Genomic DNA, 13,445 nt, shown 5'->3' on the forward strand with positions numbered 1-13,445 from the left:
TTTCAATGACTTTTCGGACAACCCCCATTTTGTTTTTTAAAGGATATGAAGTAATAAAGTTAATAAGATCCCAGTTAATCCGCCAAAAAATACCTCGATAGGTTTATGACCTAATAATTCCTTTAATTCCTTTCTCTTACTATCTTCATCAAGCTTTGGCCATAGTTTTGCATCCTCTGCAAACTTTTGAAAATCCGCAACAAGCTGATTGAGAACTGTCGCCTGTTCACCAGCATGTCTACGGACGCCAGAAGCATCGAACATAACAATGACAGCAAACACAGTTGATATAGCGAAGAAAGGGGAATCTACGCCTTGTTCTAGGGCAATACCAGTAGTTAAGGCAGTTACGGCTGCTGAATGGGAGCTGGGCATCCCACCTGTACTCGTAACCAACGACCAATCAACTTTTCTTGTTACAAAAAAATGTAGTGGGACTTTAACAAATTGTGCAAATCCTATTGCAGCAAGTGCGGCCCAGAGGGGGAAATTCGTAAAAAGCTCCATGTAAACTACTTCCTCTCGTTAACATCCATTTTTTCTATATTTTGTTTATATGTTCAAAAATTTTTCAGATCGTTATCTCATGTAAAACAGAGTTACTTTTATCATTATAAAAGAATTTGGTTGCGCCTGCAAAATGAAATATTCACAGATGGTTGGAGGATGAAATTTAGTGCCTCGAAGTTTATAATAAAAAGGTAAAATATATTGGAGGTGTAACAATGTTTAACGTTAAAAATGAAGTCCAAGTAATAGAAGCACATGAAGCATTACTAATAGGTCTTTTTTCAAAAAATCAAAAAACATCAGGTCTTGCAAAAGAATTAGATTTATTATTAGATGGACAAATTACAGAACTGTTAAAAGAAGGCGATATCCGGGCTGAACAAAATAAAGTTTCAAAAGTACATACATTAGGGAAGGCACCAATAAAAAGAGTTTATTTTTTAGGTCTTGGAAAAGAAGAAAAGCAAACACTTGAATCTCTCAGAGAGGCGTTCGGGAAAGCTGTTAAAACAATCTCTGAAGCCAAGGTTGAAAGCTTTGCAGTAGGGTTAGATTCCTTTGTAACTGAGGAATTAGATGCATTAGATGTTGCCCATGCGTTTGGAGAAGCCCTTGCATTGTCTACATATAAATTTGCAGATTACAAGCAAAAGCCAAATGCACCAGAAAAGAAAATTGAAGAAGTCGTTGTTTATTCTAGTGGCGATGCAGAAGAAATCCAAGCTAGTTTGACTGTCGGATATGCGTATGGACAAGGAACAAACTCTGCCAGAACCCTTGTGAATTTACCAGGAAATATGTTAACAGCTACCGATTTAGCAAATTATGCAGCAGAACTGGGAAAGAAATACGGATTCGAAGTGGAAATACTAGAAAAAGAGGATATGGAAAAGCTGGGAATGGGCGCCCTCTTAGCGGTGAATAAAGGTTCTGTAGAGCCTCCTAAAATGATCGTCCTTAAATATCAAGGGAAAGAGAACTGGGAAGATGTCATTGCACTAGTTGGAAAAGGAATTACCTTTGATACAGGTGGATACTCCATCAAGCCAAAAGATGGTATAGTAGGCATGAAATCAGATATGGGTGGAGCAGCTGCAGTTTTAGGAGCCATGGAGATCATCGGTGAACTAAGACCAGAAAAGAATGTTGTCGCTGTTATCCCATCAACAGATAATATGATTAGCGGTGACGCATTCAAGCCTGATGATGTAGTTACCTCTATGAATGGTAAAACGATTGAAATATTAAACACGGATGCAGAAGGTCGACTTGCATTAGCAGACGGTATTACCTATGCGAAGTTTCATGGAGCCTCTTATTTAGTAGATGTTGCGACATTAACAGGTGGAGTGATTGTCGCTTTAGGTAATGATATTACAGGTGCAATGACAAACAATGAATCCTTTTTCGAAGAGGTATTAGAAGCATCCATAGAAGCTGGTGAACCCATTTGGCGTCTGCCGATCACAGAAAATCATAAGAAGCGTGTTCGAAAAAGCCAGGTTGCCGATTTAAATAATTCACCTGGTCGGGATGGTCATGCGATTTTTGCAGGCACGTTCATAGGTGAATTCGCAGAAGATACACCATGGGTACATCTAGATATCGCGGGAACAGCAACGACTACTTCAGCTCATAATCTAGGTCCAGCCGGTGCAACAGGGGTAATGGTCCGTACACTCGCAACCCTAGTAGAGCGCTTTGGTGAAATAGAAGAATAAATGATTGAGAAGTCTACCTAACGGGTAGGCTTTTTTTATAGAATGAAATATCACCAAATCACATATCGCGAACCGCTATAGGGGAATATGTCCGTGTATCGCAATGATATATGGTATATCGCTAGCCGCTATATCGGAATCTCCGTGTATCGCAACCCGATATGTGGTATATAGTAAACCGCGTAATCGATATATCCGTGTATCGCAAAACGATATGTGCTATACCGCAAGCCGCGTAATCGGTATATCCCTTGATTGAAAAACGATAAATGGTATACCGCAAACGGCTTTATCGGTATATCTCTATATCGCAAAACGATAAAAGCTATACCGCAAACGGCTTAATCGGTATATCTGTGTATCGCAAAACGATATGTGCTATAACGCAAATTGCGTAATCGATATATCCATATATCGCGAAACGATATGATGTATATCGCAAGTCCGCTTATTTCAGTTACCCGTACGGAATCACAAACCCCCAGCAAATCGCATTGCATCAGAATCTCTGCCAACTTCTCTAAAAAAATACCATTGACGATTTCTACTATCATATGTTATTTTAGTTTAGTGTTTTAGTTCTCTACCAATTTAGCAAACTAAAGTATTCTAAAAATAATAACCATACTAGAAGGAGTTTTCACCATGAATGCAGTTGTCATAGCAGTTCTTGTCATGCTAATTCTAAGCTTATTCCGTATAAATGTTGTTGTAGCTCTTGCCGTAGGGGCAATTGTTGGGGGACTTACAGGTGGTCTAAATATAGCAACAACAGTGTCCACATTCACAGAAGGCTTAGGTGGAAATGCTACAGTCGCATTAAGTTATGCACTACTTGGTAGTTTTGCAGTAGCTATTTCAAAAACAGGATTACCAGATGCGATGGTAGACCTTGCCATCAAACTTGTAGGGAAGCAAGGGGATAGCAAACGTAAAACCTATTCCAAGGTTCTAATCATTTTAATTATTTTAGCAATTTCTATTTCATCACAAAACTTAGTACCTGTTCATATTGCTTTTATTCCTATTTTAATACCACCTTTATTAAAGGTTTTTAATGAACTCGAAATTGATCGTCGACTTATCGCAACCGTTATTACTTTCGGTTTAACAGCTCCATACATTGCGCTACCAGTTGGATTTGGTGAGATTTTCCACGGACTTCTACAGCAGTATATGCTAGATAGTGGATTAGAAGTGGCGAAACGAGATATCCCAATTGCCATGTTGATTCCAACTGCAGGGATGGTTGTTGGTTTACTTATTGCAGTTCTTTTTTCATACCGTAAGCCAAAACAATATAAAACGATTGAAATTGCAAATGAGTCAGGTTCAGATGTAACCACAACATATACGAAAAAGAGCCTTAGCTTCGCAACACTTGCTGTACTTGTTACTTTAGGAATACAGTTAACACTGTCACAAGTATTTGATGTGGATGGCATGATTTTTGGAGCATTAGCCGGAATAGCTGTTCTTTATTTCAGTGGCTCAATGAAAGTAAGTCAAGCTGACGAAGTCATAACTAGTGGTATGAAAATGATGGCTTTCATTGGTTTCGTTATGATCACAGCTTCTGGGTTTGCATCTGTGATTAAAGAAACAGGGCATGTTGAGGCACTCGTTACACAATCAGCGGATTTAATCGGTGGGAATTTATCACTTGCTGCGTTAATGATGTTAATTGTAGGTCTTTTGATTACCTTAGGTATTGGTTCATCATTTTCAACGATTCCAATCATCGCAACTATTTTTGTTCCATTATGTATGGAAGTTGGATTTAGCCCAATGGCAACAATTGCACTTGTTGGTACTGCGGCAGCTCTAGGGGACGCTGGGTCACCTGCATCAGATAGTACGCTAGGTCCAACCGCTGGATTGAACGTTGATGGTCAGCATAATCATATTTGGGACACTTGTGTACCAACATTTATACACTATAATATTCCACTTATTATTTTCGGCTGGATTGCAGCGATTATCTTATAAAAATTTACCCCCACGAACGTTCGTGGGGGTATTTCACTTATTTTGATAGATTTGTTGAAGAAGGATTCAATGAATTTCTAGTAACTGCTCGATAAATTCTTGGTGAAATAAGTGCTGCGAAGATGGTAAAAGCAAGGTCCTTTACAATAAACCAAGCCATCACACCCCAAGCTGCTCCATAGCTCATTTTAACCTCTAACCAAAAATTTAAAGCAAAGTACATATAGTTTGTGCCAATGAAATAGTTCATAAAAAGACCAACAAATGCGGCAATCATGAACGTTTTTAAGGTTGGATTTCCCTTAGCATGCTCAACGATCTTTCCTGCGAAATAAGCTGTTGCAATGAACGATAAAATAAATCCACCCGTACCTCCGATGAGTGGCGCTAGCCCTGCTTCGAATCCTGAAAAAACAGGTGCTCCAGCAATTCCAATTAACATATACACAGTCATAGAGATCGCACCTAATCGACTTCCGAGTAGGAGACCAGCCAATACAGCAAAAAAGGTTTGCATAGTTAATGGTACAGCCGCAACCTGTAAAAACGGTACCATTGAGGTAATATTTGCACCAATCGCCATAAGCGCTGCAAACATCCCGACATATGTAATTTCGATTGCACGAATGCGTGGTTTTGATATTGCTGTCATTATGTGTTAACCTCCGTGTTTTTTAGTTAACAAAATCGTAAAACAAGATTCAGTATATGTCAACAGAAAATATAAGAAGTTAACAAATAAAAAGTGAAGTCATAGGAATGCGAACACATTGATAAAATATATGTAGATGCGATACTTCAAATCATCTTTAATTGTTATACTTAGAAAATTTTTTTACCGTCCAATGTAAGAAAAAAGTGTCAAAAGGGATGTCCTTTAAATATAATGCCCATATCCGAAAATGTTGGGAGCGGTCGGAAATGAGTATTGGAATTGTATTAATGGGCCTTTTTGTCGGTTTTTTGGTCGGACTAACAGGTGTTGGTGGAGCGGCATTATTAACCCCATTCTTAATCTTAATTGGTGTTAATCCACTAATTGCAGTTGGAACAGACTTTGTCTATAACTCAATTACGAAATTCTTTGGATCTGTACAGCATTTTCGGCAGAAAACAATTAATTTTAAGCTAGTAAAATATTTAGCTATAGGCAGTGTTCCAAGTGCAATCCTAGCTGTTACTACTTTGCATTTTGTTGGAGGAGATAAACTTTTACAAGGGGAAATAGTGAAGCATGCCCTTGGATATGTACTTATGATGGTTGCCGTTGCGACCGTAATAAAAACCTTGTTCAGTTCTCGTTTCACAAGTAGCTCCTATAGTATCAAACCTATTGAAGATAAAGCAAAAGCAACCATTCTTTTAGGTGCCATCCTTGGTTTTATAGTTGGGTTAACCTCAGTTGGTTCTGGATCGCTATTTGCCCTTGCTATGCTACTATTTTATCAATTGCGTGCTTCGGAATTAGTTGGCACAGACATCGCACATGCGTTTATTTTAGTCACGGTAAGTAGTTTTTTTCACTTAGGTTTTGGAAACGTTGATTTTCTGTTGGTTGCAAATTTACTTTGTGGTTCAATTCCAGGTGTCATTATTGGAAGCTCCTTGTCTGCAAAGGTTCCTATGAAACCATTGCAAACCGTTATCGGTGTCATCATTTTTATAAGTGGTTTGAAACTAATTTATTAAATCAAAAATGTGAATAAATTGCTAACTATATTGCCTTAGTGTAAAATTACACTAAGGCTTTTATGTGTACTAAAAAAAAATAGCGTTAATTTTGAAATAGGTGATTAACATGGATAAAGAACAATTAACGAAATTGCTTTCTGAAAAATTGAAGCTTATCCGGATTGAAAAAGGATATACACAAGATAAAATGGCAGAAATCTTGGGGATATCCAAGAAGACGTTGGTGCAAATTGAAAAAGGAAGAATTCAAGCCGGTTGGACATGTGTTGTCGCAGTTTGCGCATTATTTCGAGATAGTGAAATTATTCAAACAACGTTAGGTGGAGATCCTGTTGATGTCATTGAAATCGTTGGACGCAATGGGATTGACCGGGCTAAGGAACGTACATTGGGCGGTAAGCTTTGGTGGAAGGATCTTCAGAGGGGGGGAAAGTTTCGTCTTCAACAAAATGTGATTAGCCAGCATTATCGTATTTTGGACGAAGCTAATTTTCGATGGTATTCTTCGTTTGATAAAGAGGAAGCTTACAACAGACTGGTAGAACTTTCAACTGAATCCATTTAAAAAACGGGGCAAATTACTTAGCCCCATTTTTCTTTTTCTTTGCAGTTTTACTCTTCGAATACGTAGATGAAGTTAAGTTGTTGTTTACTGCTGCTTCTTCGTTAAGTCGTTCTTTATTAGCCATTTAACTTCCTCCATGTCATTCATTAATGCTCGATGGAAAAATCATCGTAGCGTTCATTTAGGTATTCATTTTCGCCTGTTGCAAAATTTATATTTCGAAGATCAAGCTCTGGATCAAGCTGATTGACAAGCTGTTCTTCTTTGCTTTGTGTTAGTCTAAATATGTCTCTATCTCTGTCTTTCATTGATTTTGACCTCCTCGTATTTTATCATGTCCTAAACCGAATAAATTTCATTCTTAAAATAAAAAAAGAACGATAGGCAATTTTTTACCTTCGTTCCACAGCAGTCTATTCATTTTTACCGCCATCTTAATGCAATTGTTAATTGACTGGATTTAGTGCCACTTACACTTGCTTCTAAATGAAGATTTAAACCATCAGGATTATAGGTCGCTTTAACTTCGGACTTAATGCCTGTTGATTTTAACAGCCGATTGACTTCCTTATCATTTGATGCCTGTGCAGCAGCCATTACCTGTTTCGCAAATTCTTTTGAATCAGCTAATTTAGCAAGCATTATGCTTGCATCCATCATTAGTATTCTCATTTCTTCTGCAGATTCCTTAAATAACGTCGGGTCAACTTCCGGTAATTTTCGATAATATGGGGCTGGATAATACGTCCTTGGGTCAGGAAACACGGAATGTCTTGTGATGTTAGAATAATATCCTGGATACAAAACCGTCCTTGGTGGTCCTTGATGCCCATAGATAAATGGATGATAGTACAACTCTAGACCTCCCTTATCAAAATTCCCTTACAATATATGTTCATTTTTTGATAAGGTGCGTTTTACCCTTGCCTTCCGGTTTTACTTCCATTCAATACCCAACATCTTCAACACAATTCCTTCCCATCTATTCCAAGGAAGAACATTCTTAAGAAATATAGAGGTTCTTACTCCTTTTCCCACAGGGTAGCGAAGTTTGGACAAGGAACCCTTTAGGGCGAGCTTTACAATGAACTGTGCAACAATAATCGGGTCTTCATATGAAGTTTGGCCTTTTTCTAGTCTTGCTACGATTTTCTTCATCATATGACGATAGGGAGATGTGGGTTGCATCGATTGTTCCGCAATCTTTGTTCCACTGCTCCAAATATTCGTTTGGAATGAGCCAGGTTCAATTAGGGCAACGTCTATACCAAAAGGTCTTACTTCTAGTTGTAATGATTCACACCAGCCCTCTAAGGCGAATTTAGAGGCAACATAAGGAGATAGACCTGGAAACCCAATTTGCCCACTAATACTGCTAAGATTGATGATCTTTCCCGAACCTTGGTGTCTCATAAATGGAAGAACAAGTTTTGTAACTTCGATTAACCCGAAAAAATTCGTTTCAAATTGGGCTTTGTATTCATTCAGCGAAATTTCCTCGATAAACCCGCCTGTTGCGTATCCGGCGTTGTTCAATAGGATATCAATTCTCCCTAGCTTATCTAAAGTTCCTTTAAAATCATATAAGGACTTGGCATCCGTCACATCCAATTGACAAAACAGAAGATTTTCTTCTAAAGTAGAATCATTTAACTTATGTAGTACATTTTTTTTCTTTTCTAAATCTCTCATCGTTGCTACAACAAAGTAGCCTTTTTTCAGAAATTCGATTGAACTTAAGAGCCCAAATCCACCTGAAGCACCGGTAATGATCACAATGGGTTTTTTCACATTTTTCTCTCCTTAAACCATTTAAAAAGGTTTCTAATATTATCCATTTAATCTTATAATAGAAGGAAGTGAGTATCTACAATTTAATATTTCAACCTGATAAGGCAGGGATAAGATGGATATAAATGAAATCGTGTCAATTATTCAAGAGCACGGATATATAGGACTTTATTTATGGTTGTGGGTGGGGGCATTTATCATTCCAATCCCTAATGAGGTCATTGTTTCAACAATTGGATTTTTTACTTCAGAGGATGTTTTCGTACCTTGGAGAATTTTTTTAGTTACATATGCAGGCATTCTAACAGCCGTCACTACCAGTTATATCTTTGGACGCTTTGCAGGACATGCGATGGTTGTTCTCCTAAATAAACAAAACAAAATGAGAAAAAAGATTGATCGTGGATTATCTCTTATTGAAAAATACAATACATTTGCGTTGGCTTTTTGTTATTTCGTACCAGGTTTTCGTATTCTCTTTCCGTTCTTATTCGGTTTTAGTAAATTATCCTTTGTTAAATTTGCAACTACGCTGTACACAGCTATATTTGTATGGGTTTCCATCATTTTTTCAGTTGGCTATTTTGCAGGGGAAGAGTTCATAGAGGGTTTTATTAAATATTACGATATTGTTATTGGTATAGCTGTTGCAGCATTGGTAGTATTTGTATTGGTTAAGATAAAAAAGACGCGAAAACTCCGTAAGCTTTCACATTGAGAGGATGTCCTAAAAATGAAAAAGCTATCTTTATTTCTAGTATTATTTATAATAGCTGGTTGTTCTGAGAAACAGCCACTTGATGAACCTGTAAAGGAAACTGTTTCAAACCCGACTATTATTGCGACTAACCTTACCATTCCATGGATGATAACCAAAACAGACGGAACCTTCCTTATCCCAGAACGTGTTGGGAGGTTGTCAGAAATTGAAGAAGCTACGGGGAAAGTAACGCAACAGCAGCTAAACCTTCAAAAAGAAATTGTACACGAAGGGGAAGGCGGCTTCCTGGGATTTACGCTTACACCTGATTATGAGAACACAAATCAGGCAATTCTGTATCATACATATATGGAAGACGGAGAAATTTTAAATCGCGTGATCCTTGTCGAAAGAAACGATTCAACCTGGAAAGAAGAGTCAGTATTACTTGAGGGAATCCCTGGTGGAAGAATTCATAATGGGGGTCGAATAAAAATTGGCCCAGATCAAAAACTTTATGTTACAGCAGGTGACGCAGGATTTCCGGAAAATTCCCAAAACAAAACAAGTCTAGCCGGCAAAATCCTCCGAATGAACCTAGATGGCTCTATCCCGAATGACAATCCTTTTCCTAACTCCTATGTCTATTCATATGGACATCGGAACCCTCAAGGGCTTGCATGGGATGAAAAAGGAAAATTATACAGCACAGAACATGGACAAAGTGCACATGATGAGATTAATTTGATAGAGCCGGGTAAGAACTACGGATGGCCTGTTATTGAGGGGGATGAGACGGAGACTGGAATGATAACACCGATTTATCACACTGGCGAGGATACATGGGCACCTTCTGGAATCGATTATGCAAATGGCAAGCTTTATATCGCCACGTTACGGGGATCGAAAGTGAGAAGTTATGATGTAGAGTCAGGTAGAATTGACACGATCCTTGATATCAATAGCCGAATGAGGGATGTGTACATAGAAGATAGTATCCTTTATACCATCACAAATAACACAGACGGACGCGGGAATCCAAAAGAAGATGATGACAAACTTCTTTCAATCCCATTATCAGGAATTCGGAAATAAACGAGAAAGAGGAGAAGAAGAATGGTAGAAAATTCGTTAATCAAGGTTTTGGGGATTACAATTGAAGAGGTGACACCTGAGCGAGTGACAGCGACTATGCCAGTTGATGAACGAACACGCCAGCCTTTTGGTGTTTTGCATGGTGGGGCATCTGTTGCGTTAGCGGAAACTGTTGCAAGTATAGGTACATACAATTTAGTAGATCGTGATACACAAGGTTGTGCAGGACTAGAAATTAATGCAAACCATATTCGTGCAAAAAGGGATGGTATCGTAAAAGCAATCGGCACTCCCCTCCATAAAGGAAAAACAACAATGGTTTGGGATGTGAAAATTGTGGATGAAGAAGATAACCTAATCTGCGTATCACGCTGCACCACAGCAATTATCAACATGAAAAAATGAAGCCAAAAAAAGCGAGGACCTCAAGTGTCCTCGCTTTCCTTTATTGACTCACTTTTTCTTTTTCCTTTGAATGATGCACCTTGTCTTTTAGGTCATCTTGGGAGCTTTTTTCCCAAAGTGGAACCTTTGTATTATAGGCAGCGCGGCTAATCAAATGTCCGGCAACTGGTGATGTCATAAAGAGAAAGACGAATCCCAGAATCAACCTCGCATTCATATAGCCTTCAATGAGCCAGAAATATAGAAACGTTCCAAGTAATATCGAAAGAACCCCTAATGTCCCACTTTTAGATACCGCATGGTTTCTTGTGTACACATCTGGTAAACGGAGAATTCCAATCGCACTTAATATGCTTAAAAGTGCTCCGAACAAAATAATGACTGCAAATAAAATCTTAAGCGTCTCGGTCATGTTCAATTACGACTCCTTTCTCAAGGAACTTCGAAAAGGCTACTGTTCCAACAAAGGCTACAATCGCAATCAAAAGAATAACCTCAAGGAATGAATTTGAGCGCAGAATGACTGAAATAATCGCGGTAATTCCAACTAAATTGACTCCTATTGCATCGAGTGCAATGACTTTGTCAGAAATCGAAGGACCCTTAATCACACGGTATAAATAAGCAATCGTTGAAACCGATAAGCAGACAAGTGAAATATTAAGTATAATCTCAAACATTATCGGCTCACCTCCATAATTGCTTTTTCAAATGTACTTTTAATAGAATCTATTGCCTCGTCCGCATCTTGTAAATCCATTGCGTGAACATAGATTATTTTTTTATCATCTGAAATATCCATTACTAATGTACCGGGTGTCAGCGTAATTAAATTTGAAAGCACCATGATTTCCCAGTCTTTTTCCACTTGAATCGGCAATGCGAAAATTCCAGGTTTGATATCAAGCTTTGGCTTTACTACTACCTTCATAATGGCATAATTTGATAGAACTAACTCTCTAAAGAAAATTATGATAAGTTTAATCACTGCCCACACATTATGGAGATAAAACCGGTGTGAGAACGAACGACGTAAAATAAAGATTAGAAAAAGACCAATCAAATATCCGCCAAAAAAGGCTCCAAAGTCATAAGAATTCGAGATAAACATCCACGAAACGGCAATGAAAATATTTAAAACCAATTGCAACAACATAACATCTACTCCTTTAAGACAGCTTGGACATAGATGGATGGGTCCGTTAAATCTTGAGCTGCTTGCGAGATATACGGATAGAACCATTCAGCACCAAATCCAAGTGCAATTGAGAGTGAAAGTAGAAGAGTGATTGGAAAAAGTAGTCCTTTTGTTGTTCCTTTTTCTTCTTCTTTCCTAAGCTTTGCTTCACCCCAGAAACCGTTAATGAAGATTTTCATTACCGAATAGAGGACTAGAAGACTTGAAATTAAAATTGCCGCAACCAGTGCATAATGTTCAGCTGCAAGGCTTCCTTTAACAATTAGAAGTTTGCCGATGAAACCACTAAATGGAGGAATACCTGCAAGTGAAATGGTTGCAATGAAGAACATCCAGCCTAAATATGGATGATGGTTGATTAAACCTCCCATTTTCTTCAAATTGCTTGTTCCAGTTATGACAATCATCGCCCCTGCTAATAGGAAGAGGGCAGCTTTGATAATCATGTCATGAATTAAATAGTAAATCGACCCAGTTAGTGATGTCGGTGTTAAGGTTGCAACACCTACTAAAATAACACCTACTGCAGTTAAAATATTGTAAATAATAATCTGCTTAACATCCCAGTAAGCAACAGCCCCAATAACACCTACTAGAATTGTAAATCCTGCAAGGATTCCGATTAAGGTATGAGTAAAACCTGTATCGTGATAGAAAATAATCGTAAATGTACGGATGATTGAATATACCCCAACCTTTGTTAATAAAGCCCCAAATAGAGCTGTAATCGGTGTAGGTGGAGCATTATAAGAACCAGGCAACCAGAAAAATAGCGGGAAGATTGCACCTTTTAACCCGAAAACGACTAAAAATAGGATTGAGATAACAGTCACAATACCTGGTTGTCCAAGTTCACTAATTTTTGCTGATAAATCTGCCATATTAACTGTTCCTGTTACTGCGTATAAATAGGCAACGGCAATAACAAAAAGGGCAGATGAAATCACATTTACCAAAATGTATTTAATTGATTCACGTAATTGTGGCTTTGTCCCACCATGAACAATTAGGACATAAGAAGCCATTAGCATGACCTCGAAAAATACGAATAGGTTGAAAAGATCTCCTGTTAAAAATGCACCTAGTACCCCAACCATTAGGAATTGTACCGCTGCATAGTAGAAGAAAGCTTCTCTTTCTTTCCCGATATTCTTGAATGAATAGATCGTACACGCTAAGACTACAATACTGCCTGTTGTAACGAGTAATGAAGCAAGCATATCGGCTACTAGTACAATTCCAAAAGGAGCGTCCCAGTTACCGAGGTTAAGTGTTTGAATCCCATTATGATAGACCTGATTGACAAGGCTCAAGGACACAATGACAGTTAGAATTGTTGAGAGTAAGCTGATAATTCTTGATGCTTTCGTATATTTATTTACAAAAATAAGTATGATTCCCGTCATGAGAGGAATCAATATTGGAAGGATTACAAAATTATTCATCGTTATCATTTCCCCTTAATTTATCCATGTTATCCGTTCCAAGCTCTTGATAGGAGCGATACGCAAGCACTAGGATAAACGATGTTACCCCAAAGCTAATTACGATCGCTGTTAAAATAAGGGCTTGTGGAAGTGGATCAACATAAGCCTTCGTACCTTCTACTAAAATAGGAGCAGCCCCCTGCTTTAACCCACCCATCGTTAAAATCAATAAATGGGCTCCATGACTTAGCAAACCTGTCCCAATAATGACACGAATAAGACTTTTTGAAAGCATTAAATATGTCGCTGCCGTAAACAAAATACCGATAACAATAGCCATTAAAATCTCCAT

17 protein-coding genes are annotated in these 13,445 nt (G+C 38.1%); 7 read left to right on the forward strand and 10 right to left on the reverse strand.

What is annotated here, in order from left to right:
- Window positions 1-36: 36 nt before the first annotated feature.
- Window positions 37-507, reverse strand: a complete 471-nt coding sequence (locus CKJ95_RS21685) for a divergent PAP2 family protein (protein WP_099355551.1) — start codon at window positions 505-507, stop codon at window positions 37-39.
- A gap of 218 nt (window positions 508-725) precedes the next feature.
- On the opposite strand from CKJ95_RS21685, the gene CKJ95_RS21690 reads away from it, so the two are divergent.
- On the forward strand, window positions 726-2,231 hold the full coding sequence (locus CKJ95_RS21690; protein ID WP_099355552.1) for a leucyl aminopeptidase: 1,506 nt from the start codon (window positions 726-728) through the stop codon (window positions 2,229-2,231).
- A 645-nt stretch (window positions 2,232-2,876) separates the two neighbouring features.
- Entirely contained in the window at window positions 2,877-4,220 is a 1,344-nt protein-coding gene (locus CKJ95_RS21695; protein WP_099355553.1) for a Na+/H+ antiporter family protein, read from the forward strand.
- A 37-nt stretch (window positions 4,221-4,257) separates the two neighbouring features.
- Here CKJ95_RS21695 and CKJ95_RS21700 read toward each other — a convergent pair whose 3' ends face one another.
- Window positions 4,258-4,872 carry a biotin transporter BioY gene (locus tag CKJ95_RS21700; RefSeq protein WP_099355554.1) on the reverse strand — a complete coding sequence of 205 codons (615 nt, stop codon included), beginning with the start codon at window positions 4,870-4,872 and terminating at the stop codon, window positions 4,258-4,260.
- Between the two features lie 269 nt (window positions 4,873-5,141).
- Here CKJ95_RS21700 and CKJ95_RS21705 point away from each other — a divergent pair, with 269 nt between their 5' ends.
- Both CKJ95_RS21705 and CKJ95_RS21710 read left to right on the forward strand, forming a co-directional pair.
- Window positions 5,142-5,909: a sulfite exporter TauE/SafE family protein gene (locus tag CKJ95_RS21705; protein WP_099355555.1), complete on the forward strand. Its 768-nt coding sequence runs from the start codon at window positions 5,142-5,144 to the stop codon at window positions 5,907-5,909.
- Between the two features lie 109 nt (window positions 5,910-6,018).
- Window positions 6,019-6,477, forward strand: coding sequence for a helix-turn-helix transcriptional regulator (locus CKJ95_RS21710; RefSeq protein ID WP_099355556.1), 459 nt, complete (start codon window positions 6,019-6,021; stop codon window positions 6,475-6,477).
- A gap of 146 nt (window positions 6,478-6,623) precedes the next feature.
- Here the strand turns inward: CKJ95_RS21710 and CKJ95_RS23620 are convergent, their stop codons facing one another.
- From CKJ95_RS23620 to CKJ95_RS21720, 3 genes are all read right to left on the reverse strand, one after another.
- Entirely contained in the window at window positions 6,624-6,785 is a 162-nt protein-coding gene (locus CKJ95_RS23620; RefSeq protein ID WP_180271646.1) for a hypothetical protein, read from the reverse strand.
- Window positions 6,786-6,900: 115 nt separating this feature from the next.
- Window positions 6,901-7,332, reverse strand: coding sequence for a hypothetical protein (locus CKJ95_RS21715; protein WP_099355557.1), 432 nt, complete (start codon window positions 7,330-7,332; stop codon window positions 6,901-6,903).
- A gap of 81 nt (window positions 7,333-7,413) precedes the next feature.
- Window positions 7,414-8,268, reverse strand: coding sequence for an SDR family oxidoreductase (locus tag CKJ95_RS21720; RefSeq protein WP_099355558.1), 855 nt, complete (start codon window positions 8,266-8,268; stop codon window positions 7,414-7,416).
- Between the two features lie 115 nt (window positions 8,269-8,383).
- On the opposite strand from CKJ95_RS21720, the gene CKJ95_RS21725 reads away from it, so the two are divergent.
- The 3 genes from CKJ95_RS21725 to CKJ95_RS21735 are packed head-to-tail and all read left to right on the forward strand — an operon-like array spanning window position 8,384 to window position 10,468.
- On the forward strand, window positions 8,384-8,986 hold the full coding sequence (locus CKJ95_RS21725; RefSeq protein WP_099355559.1) for a DedA family protein: 603 nt from the start codon (window positions 8,384-8,386) through the stop codon (window positions 8,984-8,986).
- A gap of 15 nt (window positions 8,987-9,001) precedes the next feature.
- Window positions 9,002-10,063 (forward strand): PQQ-dependent sugar dehydrogenase, encoded by a 1,062-nt coding sequence (locus tag CKJ95_RS21730; RefSeq protein WP_099355560.1) that lies wholly within the window; start codon window positions 9,002-9,004, stop codon window positions 10,061-10,063.
- A 21-nt stretch (window positions 10,064-10,084) separates the two neighbouring features.
- Window positions 10,085-10,468 (forward strand): hotdog fold thioesterase, encoded by a 384-nt coding sequence (locus tag CKJ95_RS21735; RefSeq protein WP_099355561.1) that lies wholly within the window; start codon window positions 10,085-10,087, stop codon window positions 10,466-10,468.
- Between the two features lie 40 nt (window positions 10,469-10,508).
- Here CKJ95_RS21735 and mnhG read toward each other — a convergent pair whose 3' ends face one another.
- The 5 genes from mnhG to CKJ95_RS21760 are packed head-to-tail and all read right to left on the reverse strand — an operon-like array spanning window position 10,509 to window position 13,445.
- Window positions 10,509-10,880, reverse strand: a complete 372-nt coding sequence (gene mnhG / locus CKJ95_RS21740) for a monovalent cation/H(+) antiporter subunit G (protein ID WP_099355562.1) — start codon at window positions 10,878-10,880, stop codon at window positions 10,509-10,511.
- Window positions 10,864-11,148 (reverse strand): Na(+)/H(+) antiporter subunit F1, encoded by a 285-nt coding sequence (locus CKJ95_RS21745; RefSeq protein ID WP_099355563.1) that lies wholly within the window; start codon window positions 11,146-11,148, stop codon window positions 10,864-10,866. Before CKJ95_RS21745 ends, mnhG begins: the two co-directional genes overlap by 17 nt.
- Entirely contained in the window at window positions 11,148-11,624 is a 477-nt protein-coding gene (locus CKJ95_RS21750; protein WP_099355564.1) for a Na+/H+ antiporter subunit E, read from the reverse strand. The genes CKJ95_RS21745 and CKJ95_RS21750 overlap by 1 nt, the downstream gene beginning before the upstream one ends.
- Before the next feature lie 5 nt (window positions 11,625-11,629).
- Complete coding sequence (locus CKJ95_RS21755; RefSeq protein ID WP_099355565.1) at window positions 11,630-13,111, reverse strand: Na+/H+ antiporter subunit D; 1,482 nt, start codon at window positions 13,109-13,111, stop codon at window positions 11,630-11,632.
- The gene (locus CKJ95_RS21760) at window positions 13,104-13,445 is read right to left on the reverse strand and encodes a Na(+)/H(+) antiporter subunit C (protein WP_099355566.1); all 342 of its coding nucleotides are present in this window, start codon (window positions 13,443-13,445) and stop codon (window positions 13,104-13,106) included. The genes CKJ95_RS21755 and CKJ95_RS21760 overlap by 8 nt, the downstream gene beginning before the upstream one ends.

The sequence above is a fragment of the Fredinandcohnia onubensis genome (assembly GCF_002734285.1).
GTDB classification, from domain to species: domain Bacteria; phylum Bacillota; class Bacilli; order Bacillales; family Bacillaceae_L; genus Ferdinandcohnia; species Ferdinandcohnia onubensis_A.